Origin of the sequence: Kribbella sp. NPDC004536 (assembly GCF_042873835.1) — a bacterium.
In the GTDB taxonomy this organism is placed as follows: Bacteria; Actinomycetota; Actinomycetes; order Propionibacteriales; family Kribbellaceae; genus Kribbella.
In genome coordinates this window covers 710,643-728,571 of the sequence record NZ_JBIALY010000002.1, presented here as the reverse complement: position 1 = coordinate 728,571, position 17,929 = coordinate 710,643, and the positions used below count along the sequence as shown (strand labels likewise).

At 70.4% G+C, this 17,929-nt stretch carries 15 protein-coding genes; 12 read left to right on the top strand and 3 right to left on the bottom strand.

The genetic code is table 11. The features are described 5' to 3' along the window. Positions 1-17 precede the first annotated feature (17 nt). Both ACFYRU_RS18255 and ACFYRU_RS18250 read left to right on the top strand, forming a co-directional pair. Complete coding sequence (locus ACFYRU_RS18255) at positions 18-1,379, top strand: MFS transporter (protein WP_387659924.1); 1,362 nt, start codon at positions 18-20, stop codon at positions 1,377-1,379. Then, positions 1,376-2,044 carry a helix-turn-helix domain-containing protein gene (locus ACFYRU_RS18250; RefSeq protein WP_387659921.1) on the top strand — a complete coding sequence of 223 codons (669 nt, stop codon included), beginning with the start codon at positions 1,376-1,378 and terminating at the stop codon, positions 2,042-2,044. The genes ACFYRU_RS18255 and ACFYRU_RS18250 overlap by 4 nt, the downstream gene beginning before the upstream one ends. Here the strand turns inward: ACFYRU_RS18250 and ACFYRU_RS18245 are convergent. Then, a complete protein-coding gene (locus tag ACFYRU_RS18245; RefSeq protein WP_387659919.1) occupies positions 1,980-2,651 on the bottom strand; it encodes a class I SAM-dependent methyltransferase in 672 nt (223 codons plus the stop codon). The genes ACFYRU_RS18250 and ACFYRU_RS18245 overlap by 65 nt on opposite strands. A 125-nt stretch (positions 2,652-2,776) precedes the next feature. Between ACFYRU_RS18245 and ACFYRU_RS18240 the strand changes: the two genes are divergently transcribed. Both ACFYRU_RS18240 and ACFYRU_RS18235 read left to right on the top strand, forming a co-directional pair. Beyond that, a complete protein-coding gene (locus ACFYRU_RS18240; protein WP_387659917.1) occupies positions 2,777-4,714 on the top strand; it encodes a heparinase II/III family protein in 1,938 nt (645 codons plus the stop codon). 39 nt (positions 4,715-4,753) lie between these two features. Next, on the top strand, positions 4,754-5,581 hold the full coding sequence (locus tag ACFYRU_RS18235) for an EamA family transporter (RefSeq protein ID WP_387659915.1): 828 nt from the start codon (positions 4,754-4,756) through the stop codon (positions 5,579-5,581). Here ACFYRU_RS18235 and ACFYRU_RS18230 read toward each other — a convergent pair. Continuing rightward, entirely contained in the window at positions 5,527-6,894 is a 1,368-nt protein-coding gene (locus tag ACFYRU_RS18230; RefSeq protein ID WP_387659913.1) for an NAD(P)/FAD-dependent oxidoreductase, read from the bottom strand. The genes ACFYRU_RS18235 and ACFYRU_RS18230 overlap by 55 nt on opposite strands. A gap of 187 nt (positions 6,895-7,081) precedes the next feature. Between ACFYRU_RS18230 and ACFYRU_RS18225 the strand changes: the two genes are divergently transcribed. From ACFYRU_RS18225 to ACFYRU_RS18190, 8 genes are read left to right on the top strand one after another with little or no spacing between them, the layout of a single operon-like run. Continuing rightward, a complete protein-coding gene (locus ACFYRU_RS18225; RefSeq protein ID WP_387659911.1) occupies positions 7,082-8,425 on the top strand; it encodes a hypothetical protein in 1,344 nt (447 codons plus the stop codon). A 47-nt stretch (positions 8,426-8,472) separates the two neighbouring features. Continuing rightward, a complete protein-coding gene (locus ACFYRU_RS18220) occupies positions 8,473-9,267 on the top strand; it encodes a hypothetical protein (protein ID WP_387659908.1) in 795 nt (264 codons plus the stop codon). Positions 9,268-9,324: 57 nt separating this feature from the next. Continuing rightward, complete coding sequence (locus ACFYRU_RS18215) at positions 9,325-11,310, top strand: N-acetylmuramoyl-L-alanine amidase (protein WP_387659905.1); 1,986 nt, start codon at positions 9,325-9,327, stop codon at positions 11,308-11,310. A gap of 5 nt (positions 11,311-11,315) precedes the next feature. Then, positions 11,316-11,801, top strand: a complete 486-nt coding sequence (locus tag ACFYRU_RS18210; RefSeq protein ID WP_387659902.1) for a hypothetical protein — start codon at positions 11,316-11,318, stop codon at positions 11,799-11,801. Beyond that, entirely contained in the window at positions 11,798-13,957 is a 2,160-nt protein-coding gene (locus tag ACFYRU_RS18205) for a hypothetical protein (protein WP_387659899.1), read from the top strand. The genes ACFYRU_RS18210 and ACFYRU_RS18205 overlap by 4 nt, the downstream gene beginning before the upstream one ends. Position 13,958: 1 nt before the next feature. Beyond that, on the top strand, positions 13,959-15,194 hold the full coding sequence (locus ACFYRU_RS18200; protein ID WP_387659897.1) for a hypothetical protein: 1,236 nt from the start codon (positions 13,959-13,961) through the stop codon (positions 15,192-15,194). Then, entirely contained in the window at positions 15,191-16,573 is a 1,383-nt protein-coding gene (locus tag ACFYRU_RS18195) for a M20/M25/M40 family metallo-hydrolase (protein WP_387659894.1), read from the top strand. Before ACFYRU_RS18200 ends, ACFYRU_RS18195 begins: the two co-directional genes overlap by 4 nt. Then, positions 16,570-16,995 carry a helix-turn-helix transcriptional regulator gene (locus ACFYRU_RS18190; protein WP_387659891.1) on the top strand — a complete coding sequence of 142 codons (426 nt, stop codon included), beginning with the start codon at positions 16,570-16,572 and terminating at the stop codon, positions 16,993-16,995. The genes ACFYRU_RS18195 and ACFYRU_RS18190 overlap by 4 nt, the downstream gene beginning before the upstream one ends. Here ACFYRU_RS18190 and ACFYRU_RS18185 read toward each other — a convergent pair whose 3' ends face one another. Next, positions 16,996-17,868 (bottom strand): LysR family transcriptional regulator, encoded by an 873-nt coding sequence (locus tag ACFYRU_RS18185; protein WP_387659888.1) that lies wholly within the window; start codon positions 17,866-17,868, stop codon positions 16,996-16,998. It abuts the gene before it with no gap. Positions 17,869-17,929 lie beyond the last annotated feature (61 nt).

The window sequence follows — 17,929 nt, the reverse complement described above, 5'->3', positions numbered from 1 at the left end:
GACGTAGGGTGGGCGGCATGCCCCCAACCCGCCGGTCGGTCGTCGCGCTCGCGTTGATCGCCTCGTTCATGGTCTTCGTCGACAGCACGATCGTGAACGTCACCCTCGCCCAGCTCGGCACCCATCTGCAGGCCTCTCGCGCCGAGCTCGAGTGGTCGCTGAACGCGTACACGCTGTCGTTCGCGGCGCTGATGCTCGGCGCCGGCGCGATCGCCGACACGCTCGGCGCGAAGCGGGCGTTCCTCACCGGGCTGCTCGTGTTCACGCTGTCGTCGGCGGTCTGCGCGGCGGCCGGCTCGATGCTGATGCTGAACCTCGCCCGGCTCGTCCAGGGTGCCGGGTCGGCCCTGCTGCTGCCGAGCGCACTCGTGCTGGCGACGGCGTCCGCGACCGACGAGCACACGCGGCACCGTCTGGTCAGTTGGTGGGCCGCGGCCGGTGGCGCCGGGATGGCGGCCGGGCCGTTGCTCGGCGGCGGGCTGGTCGCGCTCGCGAACTGGCGCGCGGTGTTCGCGGTCAACGTGGTGATCGGGATCCCGGCCGCGCTCTGGGCGTGGCGGGCGATGCCTACCGTTCGCCGCGGGTCGCGGCGGCTGGACGTTGCCGGGATGAGTACGGCGACGGCGTTCATCGGTGGGCTGGTGTTCGCGCTCATCGAGGCACCGGTGCGCGGGTGGTCCGATCCGGCGGTCCTGGGCGCGGCGGCGCTGGCGGTTGCTGGACTGGTGAGCTTCGTGTGGGTGGAGCGGTCGGTACGGTCGCCGTTGCTGCCGCCGGGGTTGTACGCCGATCGCGGGTTCGCGGCCACGGCGATCCAGGGTTCGTTGCTCAATTTCGCCTTCTACGGCGTACTTTTCTCGATGAGCCTGCTGCTGCAGCAGGGCCGGCACCTGAGCGCGTTGGTGACCGGGTTGCTGTTCCTGCCGTTGACCGGGCTGATCTCGATCGCGAACATCGGGTCCGCACCGCTGGTCCGGCGGATCGGGCGTCCCGCCGTACTCGCACTCGGGCAGGCGGTGATCACGGTCGCGATGCTCGGGCTGGCATGGGCGAGTACGTCGTCCGCGGTCTGGCCGATGGTGCTGGCGCTGGTGCCGATCGGGTTCAGCTCCGGACTGCTCGTACCGACGATGACAGCGCAGTCGATCGCCGCCGTCGAACCCGCGCTGCACGGCGCCGCCTCGGCCGCGTTCAACACCTCCCGACAGATCGGCGGAGCAATCGGCGTCGCCACGTTCGGCCCCCTGCTCGGCACGGCCCACAACCTCGCCCGCGGCTTCGTGACGTGCGCAGTCGTCGCCGCCGGCGCAAGCCTTCTGGGACTGGTCGTGACGGCACTCGGCCGCCGCGCGCCGGAACTCGTACGCTCGGCCACATGACTCGCACGCGGTTCCTGATCCGGGACGGCTACGCGCGCTACCAGGGCCCGGTCGCCGGAGCGAGCCGCCACCGGCACGCGGCGTACCAGCTGGCGATCGGCGCCGAGGTCACGATGATCGACGACGCTGGGGTCGAACACCACGGTCCGGCACTGGTCGTACCACCCATGACCTGGCATCGCTTACTCCCCTGTACGGACCTCCTCACCTACTTCATCGAACCGCAGTCAGTGTTCGCCGACGCGTTCCGCACCTACACCACGATCACGACCCTGTCCGCTCCACCCGAGGAGCTGTCGTGGGAGGCGACCGGGGCGGGGCGGGTGGATTCGCGCTTGGTGGCGGCGATGGAACTGGTGGTGGCGGAGCCGGGCTTGGGGATGGGAGAAGTCGCCGGGCGGGTCGGGTTGTCGGGAGCGCGGTTGCGGGCGGTCGCTCGGGAGGGGTTGGGGATGTCGTTGGCGCGGTGGCGGGTGTGGGCGCGGTTGCGGCGGGCGGCGGAGGAGCTGGCGGCCGGGCGTTCGTTGGCGGAGGCGGCGGTGGTGGCCGGGTTCTCCGATCAGGCGCATCTGAGCCGGTGGATGCGCGAGATGATGGGGCTCACTCCGCGGGAGGTTCTTCCGGCGCTCCGCGGTACGCCGTCAGCACCGAGATCGAACCGGTGACCGTCAGCACGACGCTCACCTCGCGAACGTCCAGGAACCCGGCCGCGGTGATCAGCTCCGGCAGGATCCCGTCCGCGTTCGGCTGGGTGTCCTCGCGCCCGTCCACCAACTGCACAATCCGGAACGCCGTCCGCATCAGCCGCGTTCGCTGCAACCCGTAGTCCGCGATCACCAACCGCCCACCGGGCCGCAGTACGTCATACGCAGCCGCCAGAATCCCCCGCTTCACCCCCAACGGACACTGATGCAACACCAAACTCGACACCACCACATCCGCACTCCCCGCCCCAACCACTCCCACCAACTCATCCCCGAACCCCTCCCGCCACTCGACTCCCCGACCGGCTGCCTTCTGGCTGGCTTGGGCGAGGAGCTGGGGGTCGGGGTCTACGCCGATCACCTGGGCGGTGGGTTCGGAGCCGTGGAGGAGCAGGGCGAGGGTGCCGGTGCCGCAACCCACATCCACGGCCACCTCTCCGGGCTGTAAGGCGGCCATGGTGACCACCTGGGTGCGCCAGACGGGTTGGCGCAGGAGCAGGGCTACCAGGTCGAAGAAGCGGGCGGGGAGGAAACGGCCCAGGGCCGGAGTGAACGTGTTTTCGGGCATGCGGGTAGCTTTCCTCCGGGGTGGGTGGTCTGGCTTGAAGAAATCGCTCGCAACCTGGCGGGTGGGTTGCGGCGTCTTGTTGATGGAGAGGGGGGCGAGTGGCGCAGCGGAAGAGGCGGTTGGGTGTGACCGTCGCGCTGACGCTTGCCTGCGTACTGGTCTGCGGCGTCGCGTTCGCCGGCGCGGTGCTCGTACTGATGCCGGGCACCCGCAGTAGGACCACCGCCAGCTCACCAACCAGCACCACGCCGAAGCCGCCGACACTGACACCAACCCCGACCGTCCCGCAGTCCACCGACGAGCCACTGCCGGGTGTGGACACCCCGGCGACTCCCCCGCCGTCGACCCCGGTCGCGAACACCGGAACGTACGAGTGCCCGGGCTACAGCGGTATCCAGGTACCGGTCCCGATGCTGATGAGCGACACGTTCGCGTGGGGCGACGACCCGCCGTACAAGGTCGGCAACGGCAGCGGCGACATCAACTGGCGCTCCAACCCGTACAAGAAGCCCAGCTGGTACATGTGGCTGCACTCGCTGCGCTGGCTCGGCGCCGGGATCGAGGCCGGTGCGCGCGGCGACCGCAAGACGCTCGATCACGTGCTGGCGATCATCCACGACTGGGTCCGTGACAACCCGTACAGCTGGAAGGGCGACGTCGGCGCGTGGGAGGCGACGATGCACCGGACCAACGTCCTGCTGTGCGCCCGCCAGGCTGTCCTCACCGGGACGCACGTCACCAAGCTGCCCACGCAGTACGCCTGGCTCGACAAGGCGCTCGTCGACCACGCGCAGTTCATGATCGTGAACTGGAGCGGCCAGTCGAACCACGGTACCGACGAGAGCATCGCGCTGTTCGGTGTCGGCTGCACGCTCAAGCGCCCGGAGCTGAAGGTGCTCGCCGTCAACCGGCTGACGCAGGCGATCACGACCGCGATCGATCCGCAGGGTTCGACCAACGAGCAGTCCGTCGGGTACGCGATGTTCAACTACCTCCTCTGGGGCCGCGCCACGACTGCCCTGCAACGCTGTGGTTCCAGCCCCGGTACAGTGATCGCCCAACGACGAGCCGCCCTCTCCGAATGGCTCGCGCTCGCGACCAAGTCCACCGGCGAACTGCAGCAGGTTGGCGACGCCGTACGGCAGAAGCCGACCGGTGCGGCCGGGACGGCCCTCGACTACGTCGCCTCCCTGGGCAAGCACGGCGCCAAGCCAGGCAAGCGTGTCGCGGTCTTCGACGCCGGGTACGTCTTCGGCCGCACCGGCTGGGGCGAGACGCGCCCGTTCGCGCAGGAGTCGACCTACAGCATCCGGTACGGCGCTGCGCGGACACTGCACGGTCATGACGACCACACGTCGATCACGTACTCGTCGCACGGCCGCGACATCCTGATCGACCCGGGCCATTCCGGGTACCAGCTCGACAAGTGGCAGGCGTGGTCGAAGAGCGCTGCCGCGCACAACGTGATGACGATCCCGTCCGCGGACACCGCGTCCGTTCCGACCCAGCTGACCCGGGCGTCGATCACCCCGACCTGGGAGTCGTACTCGCTGGCCGACTCCCCCGCGCCCGGCATCACCCGCAAACGCGACGTCCTCGTGCTGAAGGACCCGGACCTGATCGTCACCCTCGACCGTGGCCAGGCGACGAGCACCCAACGGTACGAGACGCTCTGGCACCTCGCACCGGGTCAGAAGGTGACGGTCCAATCGCCGACGGAGGCGGTCGCGACCAGCCGCGACGCCAAGACGTACCTGCTCCAGATCCCGTACCAGCAGCAGCCGGCCAAGGACGGCATCACCGTCGTCGAAGGACAACAGGACCCGGTCCAGGGCTGGTACTACCCGGACATCTTCCACCGAGAGTCGGCCCCGGTGGTGAAGTTCAACCGCAACGGCAACGACGCGACAATCCTCTCCGCGATCGTCCCCACCGCTCCGACCGAAGCCGTCACGTACAAGACCCGTACGGTCGCCGGCATGTACTTCGTGGACCTGACGGTGGGATCCCGCAAAACCACCGTCCGCATCACGCAGGACGGCCGCCTCACGCGCATCAACTGAGACCCGTTTGCCCGGCCGCTAACCGGTTACCAAGCATCTATGGGTGTTGCTCTGGCGCTGGCCTCCGCGCTGTGTTTCGGGTTGTCGGACTTCGCGGCCGGCCTCGCGGCCCGTCGGCTGCACAGCGCGGCGGTCGTGCTGATCGGGCAACTCTGCGGCGTCGTCCTCGTCAGTGTCCTCGCGCTGTTCGTCGCCGCGCCGAACCTCACACCGGTCGCCGTCGGGTGGGGCGCGTTCTCGGGGATCGGTACCGGGCTGGGCGCGGCGTTCCTGTTCCAGGCGATGAAGGTCGGCCGGTTCAGCCTCGTCGTACCGCTCAGTGATGTCGCCGGAGTCGCGATCCCGGTGGTGATCGGCGTGGCGCTCCTGCACGACCGGCTCGGCTGGTGGGCCTGGGCCGGTTGCGTGATCGCCGTCCCCGCGATCTGGCTGATCACCAGCGGTCGAGGAGCACGGACCACGCCGACCGCGGGCGCCGGCTGGGCGTTGCTGTCCGGCGCCGCGTTCGCCTTGCAGTACGTCGCTCTGGCCCGCGCCGACGCCGCCGCCGGATTGTGGCCGTTGGCAATGAACCGGCTCGTCGCCGTCCTCACGGTCGCCCCGATCGCCGTCCGCCGCGAACGGCTGCGGATGAGCCGCCGGACCGCGTTGCTGGCGATCGGATCCGGCATCCTCGGTACGTCCGCGATCGCCGCCTTCATGATCGCCACCCGAGCGCAGGCACTCTCGGTCGCGGTCGTACTCACCTCGCTCTACCCCGCGGTCACAGTCCTCCTCGGCCTGACCGTGCTGCGCGAACGCCTGACCCGACGTCAGGCAGTCGGACTCGTTTGTGCCGCGGCGACAGTAGTACTCGTTTCACTCTGAGCGGTGCGGGCCTTCGCCTCGGTCTGGAACGCCTCACGTGGGCTCTGGACCGAGGCCAGCGACACGATGTCGCGGCCGTAGAAGAACGCCACCAGCCAGATCGCCAGCACCCGCATCTTGCGGTCCCACGTCGGCACCGCGAGCACGTGGTAGCCGCGGTGCATCAGCCACGCGAGCAGGCCCTTGATCACGATCCCCTTGTACTGGAAGATCCCGGACCCGAGCCCGAGCGTCGCGATCACGCCGAGGCTGTGGTGTACGTAGTTCTTGGGGGCCTTCCCGCGCAACGACCGCAGCAGGTTCTTCGCCAGCACCTTCCCCTGCCGGACGGCGTTCTGCGCGTTCGGCACGGTGTACCCGGAACCGGTCGCGAGGTCCGGCACCGCCGCGTCGTCGCCGGCCGCCCACGCGTCCGGGATCACCTCGGTCTCGGTACCGATCCGCAGGTCCGCCCGCACCTGCACCATCCCGCGCTCGTTGTGCGGCAGGTCGGTGTGGTTGCGCAGCAGCCGGGTCGCGGCGTTGCCGGCCGTCCAGACGATCAGCTCCGAGTCGAACTCGGACCCGTCGGACAGGACGACATGACCGTCGTCGGCCGAGTCCATCGTGGTGTTCAGGTGCACGGCCGCGCCACGCTTCTCCAGCATCTTCACCACCCAGTCGCCCGGCTTGTCGCTGACCTCGGGCAGGATCCGCCCGGACGCCTCGACCAGGTGGAACCCCAGGTCGCTCTCGGACAGCTCCGGGTACTTCTTCAGCAGCGCCCGCGCCAGCGACAACAGTTCGGCGAACCCTTCCACGCCGGAGAACCCACCGCCGACGAACGTGACCGTGAGCAGCTTGCGCCGCTGCGGGCCCGGCGCCAGCCCGGCCGCCTCGTCGAACGCGGTGAACAGCCGGTCCCGGATCGCGACCGCCTCCTCGACGTGCTTCATCCCGATCGCGCGCTCGGCCACGCCCGGTACGTCGAACGTCCGCGTCACCGCGCCCGCGGTGACCGCGATCACGTCGTACGTCATCGTGTACTCGTCGCCCGACGACGGCCGGATCGTGACGGTACGGTCCGCGTGCGAGATCCCGGTGACCATGCCGGCGATCAGCTTCGTGTGCCGCAGGTTCCGGCGCAGCGACACCGCCGCGTGCCGCGCCTCGACCGAGCCGGCGACCACCTCGGGCAGGAACGGCTGGTAGGTCATGTACGGCCGCGGGTCGACGACGACCACCTCGGCCTCACCACGGCGCAACTTCTTCTCCAGCCGCCACGCCGTGTAGAACCCGGCGTACCCGCCACCCACCACCAGGATCCTGCGCACCGGAACTCCCTTCGTCGCCTGTCCCCGCAGACGCTAGCCGACCCGTCGCGCGGATGGGGTACTTCGGTCCGGGTCGCACGGGTGGTGGAGCACCGATGTGCTTCACCCCGAGAGGTGACTGACCGCCGCCACCGATCGGGGCTGCCATGGAGGGGCAAGCTGTCCCGGCCGAGCGAGGAGGGCCACCATGGCGCGTCAGACCACGGATTACGAGGACGAGTTCGAGACCGAGTACGAGGCCGAATGGGAGGCGGAGTACGAGACCGAGGACGAAGCCGAGTGGGAGGACGAGCTCGAGGACGAGTCCGAGCTCGAGGAGGAGTACGAGGACGAGGACTTCTTCCCCGGCCTCGGCGGCGTGGTGAACGCGATCGGCGGCCTGCTCGGCGAGGAGGAGTACGAGTGGGAAGAAGAGGGCGAGGACGAGTACGAGGACGAGGCCTTCCTCGGGCTGCTCGGCCCGATCGCCAAGGTCGCCGGCGGATTGCTCGGCGGCGGTGGCGACGGTGAGTACGAGGACGAGTTCGAGTCCGAGGAAGAGGCCGAGGAGTTCTTCAAGCGGCTGAAGGGCGTGTTCCGCAAGGCCGCGCCGTTCCTCCGGACGCTCGCCAAGACCGCCGGCCCGCTGGTCGCCACCGCCATCGGCGGACCGGCCGCCGGGGCACTCGCGCGAGCCGTCACCTCCCAGCTCGAAGGCGAGTACGAGGACGAGTTCGAGGCCGAGTTCGAGGACATGGCCGCGACAGCCCTCGCACCTTCGCAGTCGTTCGCGGAATACCTCGCGGCGCAGGCCGCGGCCAGTGAGTCCGAAGCCGAAGCGGAGGCGCTCGGTGGCGCGGCGGCCTACTCGGCGATCAGCCCGCAGGACCGCCGCGAACTCGAGCGGCTGCTGCCACACCTGCTGCGCGGCGCCGCGACCATCACGCGGATGCTGCACGGCAACCGCAGCACGCGGCAGGCCGTGCGCCTGGTTCCCGGCATCGCCGACGGGGCGGCCCGGACCATCGTCCGGCGGATCGCCGCCGGCGAGCCGGTCGGACCGGTCGAGCTCGGACAGGTGATGGGCGCCGCGACCTCCCGCGCACTGATGCCGGGCCGGGTACGGCAGGCCGTCCTGCGCCGGCACGCCCGCGGCCTCGGCCGCAGCCGCCGGTACCACGGCCGCTCGCGTCGCGGTTACGGGGGCGGCTACGGGGGCCGAGGCTGGTACGACGGCTCGTACCGCCGCGGGTACGGCAGCTACGACGGGTACGGGCGCCGTACCGGTCACCGCCACGGAGGTCCGCGCTCCGGGGCGAGCCGCCGGACGCTGACCGTACGCCGGCAGCCGCTGCGCACCCGCACCGTCGGCGCCGGGCGGGTCCCGCGGCCGCGGCCGGGTGTCGTCCGGATCACCACCCCGGTACGGATCCCGCCGAAGGGCGGCCGGCCCGCGCGGGTCGTCCGGGTCGTCAGCGACGTGAAGGTCCCGCGGGGCGCCGTACCGGCCGGGCGGCCGACCAGCGCCGGTGGACACCGGCCGCGGCGCTGAACCACATCGAGCTGCTGAACCACATCGAGCTGGGAGGGACACCGACCATGGCATCCGCGCTGAACCGGAGCTACCCGGAGATCCAGGGTGAGTTCGAGCAGGAGGACGAGTTCGAGGACGAGGCCGTCGCGACGGCGGAGTACGAACTCGAGGACGAGTTCGAAGCCGAGGACGAGGACGAGGACTTCCTCGGCGCGATCGGCGGCATCGGCAAGGCGCTCGGCGGGCTGCTGGGTGGCGGCGACGGCGAGTACGAGGCCGACTTCGAGTTCGAGGCGGAGGCGGAGACCGAGGACGAGGCCGAGGAGGAGTACGAGGACGAGGCGTTCGTGAACCCGGTCCGGCGGATCTACCCCGACGCCGAGCTGATGGCGCACCTGTCGGCCCGCGCCGCGCAGACCGCCAGCGAGGGCGAGGCCGAGGCGTTCTTCGGTGCGCTGGTTCCGCTGGTCTCGAAGCTGATCCCGCGCGCCGCCGGCGTCCTGGCCCGCAGCGCACCGGCGTTGATCCGCGGTACGACGGCACTCGGCCGGAGGCTGCGCCGCAACCCGGCGACCCGCAGGTACGTGCTGGCGCTGCCGGTGATCCTGCAACGGACCGCGCAGAGCCTCGCCGACCAGGCCGCCTCCGGGCGCCCGGTCACGCCGGAGACCGCGATCGCGACGCTGACCCGGATCGCCGGGCGGATGTTCCGCCAGGCCCCGGAGCGTACCCGCGCGATGCGGGCCGTGAGCACCTTCGACCGCCGCTACCGCCGCCGCGCGACCGGTGCGACCGGGCCGGCCGGTCCCGGCGTCCGTCGTACCCGGCCGCCCGCGCCGAGGCGCCGGCGCCGGCGCTGAGCGTACGAGTTCCGGCCGGACGAGTTCTGACCGTACGACTTCTGGTGGGGAGGGACGATGCCGTACCTGACGGACCTCGCGGGCGTCGCCCGCAAGACCAGCCTCGAGGTGATCGAGGTGCCCGGCTGGGAGACCCGTGGGCGGGGCGAGATGAGCGACGTCCGCGCGGTGGTCTGCCACCACACCGCGACGCTGAACCGGACCGCCGACATGCCGTCGCTGGACACCCTGGTCGACGGCCGCCCGGACCTGACCGGTCCGCTGGCGCACTTCGGGCTGTCGAGGTCCGGCAAGGTGTACGTGATCGCAGCCGGCCGCTGCAACCACGCCGGTACGGTCCGCGATCCGTCCTGGGGCAACAGCCACGCGATCGGGATCGAGGCCGAGGCGACCGGTACCGACGCGACCTGGCCCGAGGTCCAGCTGGCCGCGTTCGCGCAGCTGTGCCGGGTGCTGATCGACCACTTCGGCCTCAGCGCGAGCGCCGTCCTCGGCCACAAGGAGGTCGCCGATCCCCCGGGCCGCAAGATCGACCCGAACTTCGACATGCCCGCCTTCCGCGCCCGCATCAACGCCCTGAGCGGTACGGCGAACCCCCCGGCTCTCGCCCCGGCCGCGGCCCTCTCGAGCTCACCCACCGTCCCGGTCTCGCCGACGCTCCCGGTCTCCCCCGCCCTGCCGCCGGCGCCGGCATCCGACAGCTCCTGGCCGTCGTGGTTGCCCTCGCTGCCCTGGTTCGAGGGCGAGTCCTCCGGCCCGGTACCCGTCACCGCTCCGAGATCCGTGGAGCACGACGTACTCCCGGCCTACCTCTCCGGCCAGGCGCTCAACGTCCGCCGCCACCTGACCGCCCTCCGTGACTTCCGCCGCGACGAGTTCGGCGGCCAGCCGGCCCGCCCGAGCGAGGGCCACGTACAGGCCGTCAACGCGTTGCTGGCAACCCTTCGCGGCCCCTTGAACACCCTGGTCGAACGCCTCGACCGCGCCGCCGACGCCGCCCAGACCAACCCGTCGCCACATCGCATCGGCCTGGCCCTCGACCTGAAGACGCAGGCCCACGACCTGGTCCGCGCCACGGAGCGGGTGTGGGACTTCTACTTCGAACTGTTCGGCCAGCGGCAGAGCGCGTTCGGCGACTGGCTCGACGCCTGCGACCGGATCACCCTTGATTGCTATCAGCACGTGTTCATGCACCTGGGCAACGAGCGCAGTATCCCGGCGCCACCGCCGTTCTGCTACATGCGTACCGGGTTCTCGCCGGCGACGTTCCGCCGCGGCATTCCGCTGCGCAGGCTGGGACGGCAACTGAACCCGTTTCCCCTGGTCCAGTTGCCATATCACCGGCTGGTGAACCCGTGGACCATCGGTGCGATCCTGCACGAGGTCTCGCACAACCTGCAGAACGAGCTCCAGCTCGAGCAGGCCGTTCCCGCCTCGATCCGGCACCGGCTCCGCGCCGCCGGGGTACCTGTTGCCATCAGCAACATCTGGACCAGGTGGAACCGGGAGATCTTCGGGGACATGGTCGGCTGCCTGCTGGGCGGCGAGGCCTTCGTCTCGTCGTTGATGGACGTCATCGGCCGCGCGCCGGCGCAGGCGTTCGGCTACACGTCGCGGTCGGTACATCCGACGCCGTACCTACGGACGTTCCTGTCCTGCGAGCTGTTGCGGCGGATGGGTTTTCCGGAGCGCGCGGCCGAGTTCAGTCGCGCGTGGTCGGAGCTCTACCCGGTGCCGCGGGAGTCGATGCTGCCACCGAAGTTGCTGTCCACTGCGCGGACCGCGATCCCCGCCGTCGTCGAGGCCGTCTGCTACACCCCGTTCAAGGGCCTCGGAGGCAAGTCGTTGCGGCAGGTGATCTTCTTCGAACCACGCCACCAGGCGATGATCGAGGAGGCCGGCGTCCGGCTCGCGAAAGGCGTCGACCCCGGGGTGGTGCCGGAACGGTTCCTGATCGGCGCCGTCCGGTCCGCGCTGGACCAGCACCGGGCCGAACCCGACCGGCTGATGCGGAACTTCTACACCCAGCTGGCCAGGCGGTGAACGCGATGACGATCGCAGACCGCCGTACGGCCGTGCAGCAGGCGCTCCGCACCCTCTGGCTCGCGGTCGCCGAACTGGTGCTGACCGCGAACGACGACCAGCCGGTCGAGAGCGACCTGGCGTCGGCCGAACACGTCGCGCAGCTGACCGTCGAACTGCAGGCCCGGCTCGCCGAGGCACTGTCCGCGGTGAGCACCCCACCCGCCGGTACGGGCCTCGAGCTCGCCGCGGTGGAACGGCTGCTCCGCGAAGCGAACCTGATCTACTGGCGCGACCTGCGCGCCCACGAGGCGGTCTCGCGACTGCGCGGATCGACCCGGCGCCGGGGTGGTACCTGGCCGTCGTGGTGGACCGGCGTCGAGCAGAGCCTCGAACGCTGTGAAGACCCGCTCGTCGCCGCCGGTACGGCGGTCGGCGACGCGTGGCACGAGCTCGTCACCGGACCGTCTCTCGCGACGGCCCGGACGAATACCTCCAGGAGGTCGTCGTGACCGAAAAACAGGTGCAGCCAGGACTCCCGGTCGTCGAGGTGGACCAGGCCTTCCCGTTGCTGACGACAGCCGCGGTCGCCCGGCCGGCCGCCGCGGGCGGCACCAACGACCAGGCCCCGGTGGTGGCCGCCGCCATCCGGGACGTGCTCGGCTGGCGCCCGCGGGTCGAGGACCCGCAGGCCTTCACCGCCGCGCTCTCGGCCTCCTTCGAGCTGTCCACGTTCGAGGACCACGTGATCGCGAAGTACGTCCCCCGCGGTGTCGCCGTACAGGCCGACCTCGGTGGCGTCACCGGCGGCCAGGCGTCGCTGTACCTGCGGGCCAAGTCGGCGCACGAGCAGATCACCCGGATGCTCGACAGCCTGAAGCCGCTGCGCACCGACGCCGACCCACAGGACTGCGAGGCGTACCGCACCCTGGTCCGCGACTCGGTCCGCCGCATCGTCACCGAATTCGGGCGCGAAGGCGGTCCGCGGGTGGCGCTGGTCGACTCTACGTTCAATGTGCTGACCGGCGTCGACCCGTCCGCGGAGCCCTCCGCCAGCGTCCCGTTCGGTGTGCTCGACGACGACTTCAGCCATGTCACCGCGTGGCGCCACGGTGGGCGGAGGGTGGCGGCGAACGGCAAGGTGCCGACGGTCCCGGCCGTGTCGCCGGGAACCGACCCCGACACCATTCCCGGCCAGCTCGGTGCGCTGCGGGACCGTTTCGGTCTCGACGACAACCACGTCAACACGGTCGACGAGGAGAAGCAGCGGACGAGCTTCTGGACGCTGGTCGATCTGGTCGTCGACCTGCAGAACTCCTGGACGAACCGCCGGATCGGCTTCACCCTCGGCAACGGCGCTGGGTTCCTCGGCACCGACCTGGTCCAGATCAGCCGCCTGCTCGCCGCCACGTCCGAGCAGGTCGACGAGTTCGAAGCCGTCCTCGACTCGGTCCTGGTGTCCGGGGCCGAACGCCAGACCGTACTGCTCGACCGCAGCACCGGCCTGACCCTCGACGACCTCGTGCAGTGGCTGCGCGTCTTCGTCACGCAGGACGGCCCCAACATCGTCCGTGACACCGGTCGCGACGGGCTGGTGTCGACGTTCACGCCGACCGTGAAGGAGCTGATGCTCACGCTCCGGACCGAGCTCGTCCAGCGGCTCGTGCCGTGTGCCGGGCCGGGGTGCGCGAACGGCTGCCACTGCGGCGCACAGAACCGGACCAGCTGCATACCGCTCGGCTGCTACACGCCGCTCCCACCGGGCATGTACTCCGGTCGCGTCAAGATCGCAGCCTCGACACTCTGCGGCCTGATGGAACGCCTGACCGCGAGGTCGATGCGCATCGGCCGGTACGCGGGCGCGGTCCTGCTGGATGTGTCGGTGGTCCCGTTCGAGACCCGGCCGGAGTTCGCGCGGGTCGAAGTACGAGGCCTGAACCTGCAGCCGACGTACATCCCGGCACTCGTCGTCGGGGACGGTACGTCGCTGTCCGACTTCCTGCTTCCACTGCAGGGCAGTGCAAGCGCCGACGACGATCACCTGTCAGGCATCTTCCAGCTCCACCAACTGCCGGCCGAGCTGCAACGGCTCGTCCAGGTCAACCCCGGTGGCGTGCTGACGGCGGCGAGCGCGGTCCCGATCGCTGTCCTGGACGGCGAGCTCGGTCGCGTGGTCGCCGGCCCGGCCGTCACCACCTGGCCGAGGCTCCGGCGGGCCGACGACCTCGACGACACGAACGTCGACGACCTGCCGGACGCCTGGGGCAGCATCCCGTCCGACCAGCGGTTCGTCCCGGAGGCACCACCCGGCCCGATCGAGCCGGCCGTCGACGAGGCCGACGAATTCGACTTTCCGGCGGACTGGTACGTGGACGACGAGAACGACTCGCACCCCGCGAACGACGACGCACATCCCGCGGACGACGGCCGGAGCACCCCGACGCCGTCCGGCAACCCGTCCGTGTGGCAGGCCGGACGCACGTGGCAGGTTCCGCTCGAAGCGGTGCCAGACCTGGAAGTCATCCGCCAAGAAGTCAACCAAGGGAGGGGCAAGCCGGCGACGAAGGTGGCCAGACTCACCACGAAGCCGGAACTCCAGCGGCTCCTGTTGAGCCTCCTGGAGGCACCGACGGACGGCCGACCCAGCTCCAACGGAGAGGAGCGCTGACATGTTGACCGAGCGGGACTACCAGGATCTGCTGGATCGGGTGCAGGCGCTGCGCAGCCAGGTGGCCGAGCGGTTGTCGGGCAGTCTGGTGTCGAACCCGGCGCTGGCCGAGGAGATCAACAAGCAGCTGGACGACCTCGTGACCGCCGCGGAGCTCGCGGATGCCAAGGGTCCGCAGCCGCCCGACCGTGGGCTGGCCGAGTTGGTGGGCGTCGGCCCGGACGCCGCGCAGAAGTTCGGGGACGTCAAGATTCCGCAGGGCGTCGCGGAGTACGACGAGAACGTCAACTCCGAGCGCGTCGTCGCGGTCGGGGATCTGTACTACATCTACCAGCACGAGAAGATCGGTGTCTTCAAGGTCGTCCAGCGCTTGAAGCAGCTGTTCGAAGGCGGCGCGATCCGGCTGTCCGGCGGCGAGGGCGCGTACCGGCTCTACCAGTTCGACCGCAGAGATGTACTGCGCTACACCGCGAAGGACCGCACCGCCGCGTACCGCCGGGTGCTCGGCTACGGGCGCGGGCTCGGCGCCGGGCAGAGCCGGCCGAACACCGACTTCCACATGTTGTTCTCGCACTTCATCAACCAGGTCACGCTGTTCTGGCGGGACAAGCGGATCTCCGACGTGATCCGGGAACGCGCGCTGGACCCGAGCTTCGGGTCGATCGCGGTCGTCCGGCGAGCCGGGCTCGATCTGCGCAACAACCTGAAGTTCACGTCGTACGGTCACCTGAACGTGCTCCGGGTCGAGGTCATGCAGCTGCTCGAGGAGTGCTTCGCGATCCTCGGATCCGACGACGTGAAGGACCTGTTCGGTGCGGCCAACGCGTGGGACGTGGTCGACGAGGTCCTGATCAGGTACTTCGACGTACGCCTGCAGAGCAGCCCGCGGCAGCGGATGGCGGTCAACGGCCGCGAGGTACTGCGCTGGTTGTCCGGCAACCACGTGATGGAGACGGGCCGCGGTCAGTTCGAGACGCTGCTGATGGAGATCGCCGAACCGGCCGAGGAGTGGTTGACGTCCGCGCAGGCGATGAGCCTGGCCCGGCGGACCGGGACCGACCGCGTGATGCCGTGGGAGCAGCTCGGGCAGTCCGGCGTCGCGGCCCGGTACGGTGAACGTTCGCCCGCCCAGATGCCGTCGTCCGCGCGGTCCGGCGGACCGATGTATCCGCAACGCGGCGGCCTCGGCACCTATCGCGGTGGTCAGGGTGGTGTGCCGGTCAGGGCACGCCAGTGATTCCACCGGGCGTGCTTGCCGCTGCCGAGCAGCGGCAGGCACGACGCCTGATCGAACTCCTGGACTGGCTCGCGATGCCCTCGATCAGCGCGGATCCACGCCACCAGCCCGACGTCCGCCGCGCGGCCCGCTGGCTCGCGTCCTGGCAGCGGGCACGTGGCGCGACCGTCGACCTGCGCCCGACCCGCCTGGGACGTGATGTCGTGGTCGCGCGATGGCCGGCGCCGACGGGTGCGCGGCAAGTGGTGATCTACGGGCACTACGACGTACAACCTCCCGGTCCTGGCTGGTCGTCGCATCCGTTCCGGCCAGTGATCCGCGACGGCCTGATCCACGCGCGTGGCGCGAACGACGACAAGGGCCAGCTGTTCGCGCATCTCTGCGCCCTCGATGCGTGGCCCGGTCTCCTCCCGGTCGAGGTCGTCGTGATCGCGGAAGGTGCCGAGGAGGTGGGCAGTCCCGGCTTCGCCGAGGTCGTCCGCGAGCTGCGGCTCCGCCCGGCCGCGGTGATCGTCTCCGACACCGAGCGGTACGACGACCGCACCCCGAGCGTGACGATCAGCCAGCGTGGTCAGCTCACCGCGACGCTGGTCGTCGACACCGGCGGTACGGCGGTACACGCCGGCCGCCTGGGTGGTGCCGTCGTCGACCCGAGCCTGGTCCTGGCCGACGCGCTCCGCGTCCTCCGCGAACAACTCTTCACGGTCCGGCCGGCCGCAGGTACCCGTACCGACGACGCCGTCCGTCGGGCCGCTCGCGGCCGGGCCACCGTCGGGACCGACCTCGACAGCCGCATCACCCGGAACGGATCGGTCGGCGTCACTCGTCTCGCCGCCGGCTCCGGCCGGGCCGCGCTCCCGTCCCGCGCCGAGGCAACCCTCGACCTGCGGCTGCCACCACGGTCGGCCCCGGCGGAGGTCGTACGCCGTGCCCGTCGGCTGCTCGACGGCCGCGCTCCGCGAGGCACGCGGGTCGAACTGCATTTCACTCGTGGAATAGCCGCACAAGAGAGCGTGCCGGACGAATTTACCAGGAAATCCGTTCATCAAGCGTGTGTTTCGGCGATCGGCCGGCCACCGGTGTACGTCGGGTCCGGCGGCACCGTTCCGGCGGTCGGCATGCTCCGCCGCGCGTTCGGGATCAACCCGCTGTTGCTGGGATTCGGGCCACCCGGCGGGAACGCGCACGGACCGGACGAAACGATGGACATCGCCGGCTGGGCGGCCGCGGTGAAGGTTTCCGCGGCACTGTTGTGCGCATTGTCCGGCCCGATCCGAGCCGATCCGGTACCGGTATTGCGGCGAAAGGATCACCATGGGAAGCACCGGCTGTTTCGCCACGGCGAATTGCCGGTGCATTTCGAGGGGGAGGAACAATGACTGCTACCGTCACACCTGCGTCAGCCGGGGGGCCTGTCGTTGTGGGACCGTCGCCGCCGCCTGCCGACGACGAGAGTGACACCGCGCTGCGGCAGTGCATCGTGGCGGCGCTCCAGGCGATGCTGGACCACGTCGAGCTGTACTCGGTCGAGACCACCACCAGCGACAGCGGGGTGTCGGTGATGCTCGAGCACGACAACGTGCGCTGCGTCCTCGTCGTCTCGTCCCAGGTCCCGCGGCACACCCTCAGCCCGCGGGAACTGCAGATCGCCCGCCTGGTCGCGGACGGTGCCACCAACCGCGCGATCGCGAGCTCACTGGACATCAGCCCCTGGACGGTCTCGACCCACATGCGCCGGATCTTCGCCAAACTCGACGTCACCAGCCGCGCCGAAATGGTCGCCCAGTTCTTCGGCGCCTGATCAGCCGGGCGCCAGCAGGCCGAGCAGGAACGTCAGCGGCGCCCAGCCGGTGCGGCCGCGGCGGGTGAGGGCGACGGCACGCATGCGGGGCTCGGGGTTGCGGAGGCGGCGGAGGGAGATGCCGGTGGTCTTCGGGTAGGCGGCGGGCATCAGCGCGACGCCGAGGCCGGCGCTGATCATTTCCTGGACCAGCTGCAGGCTGTCGGCGCGCTGGGTGACGCGCGGCTCGAAACCGGCCAGCGCGCCGAGGGTACGGAGTACCTGCTCGTCCGCGGTGTGCCGCGAGTTCACGATCCAGTCGTGGTCCGCGAACGCCGCGACGACCTCGCCCGCCGTACCGGAGCTGCGGCGTGAGCGCGACGGGACCGCGAGGCTCCAGCTGTTCTCCCACAGCGGGGTGGCGTGCAGGGCGGGGTCCAACGGCGCCGGTGCGAGGTTGTAGTCGTAGGTGAGCGCGAGGTCGACCTCGTCGCGTTCGAGCAGTGCGATCGCGTCGGGTGGTTCCTGTTCCTGGATCTCGACCCGGACGGCGGGTGGCAGTCGCGGTACGACGGGCAGCAACGTGTCCCGGATCGCGGTGTGGAACGCAGCGATCCGGACCGTTCCGGCGGGTTCCGCGGACGGGTCGAGATCGGCGCGGGCGGCTTCGTGCGCGGCAAGGATGTCGACGGCGTGACCAGCCAGCCGGCGGCCCGCCGGCGTGAGCCGGACGCGGCGGCCGTCGGGCTCGATCAACGGGAGTCCGGCCTCCTTGGCGAGCGCGGCGATCTGTTGCGACACGGTCGAGGTGGTGACGCCGAGGGTCTCCGAGACCGCGTGCATCGAGCCGAGCCGTGACAGCGCGAGCAGCAGTTCGAGGCGGCGTACGTCCATTCATCAATCATGAACGATGTGTCCAGGATTCTCACGTGGACGCAAACGAATGCGCAGGCTT

Coding starts and splice junctions, on each gene's coding strand:
- ACFYRU_RS18255 (WP_387659924.1), top strand. CDS start 18: ATGCCCCCAACCCGCCGGTCGGTCGTCGCGCTCGCGTTGATCGCCTCG.
- ACFYRU_RS18250 (WP_387659921.1), top strand. CDS start 1,376: ATGACTCGCACGCGGTTCCTGATCCGGGACGGCTACGCGCGCTACCAG.
- ACFYRU_RS18245 (WP_387659919.1), bottom strand. CDS start 2,651: ATGCCCGAAAACACGTTCACTCCGGCCCTGGGCCGTTTCCTCCCCGCC.
- ACFYRU_RS18235 (WP_387659915.1), top strand. CDS start 4,754: ATGGGTGTTGCTCTGGCGCTGGCCTCCGCGCTGTGTTTCGGGTTGTCG.
- ACFYRU_RS18225 (WP_387659911.1), top strand. CDS start 7,082: ATGGCGCGTCAGACCACGGATTACGAGGACGAGTTCGAGACCGAGTAC.
- ACFYRU_RS18220 (WP_387659908.1), top strand. CDS start 8,473: ATGGCATCCGCGCTGAACCGGAGCTACCCGGAGATCCAGGGTGAGTTC.
- ACFYRU_RS18215 (WP_387659905.1), top strand. CDS start 9,325: ATGCCGTACCTGACGGACCTCGCGGGCGTCGCCCGCAAGACCAGCCTC.
- ACFYRU_RS18210 (WP_387659902.1), top strand. CDS start 11,316: ATGACGATCGCAGACCGCCGTACGGCCGTGCAGCAGGCGCTCCGCACC.
- ACFYRU_RS18200 (WP_387659897.1), top strand. CDS start 13,959: ATGTTGACCGAGCGGGACTACCAGGATCTGCTGGATCGGGTGCAGGCG.
- ACFYRU_RS18190 (WP_387659891.1), top strand. CDS start 16,570: ATGACTGCTACCGTCACACCTGCGTCAGCCGGGGGGCCTGTCGTTGTG.
- ACFYRU_RS18185 (WP_387659888.1), bottom strand. CDS start 17,868: ATGGACGTACGCCGCCTCGAACTGCTGCTCGCGCTGTCACGGCTCGGC.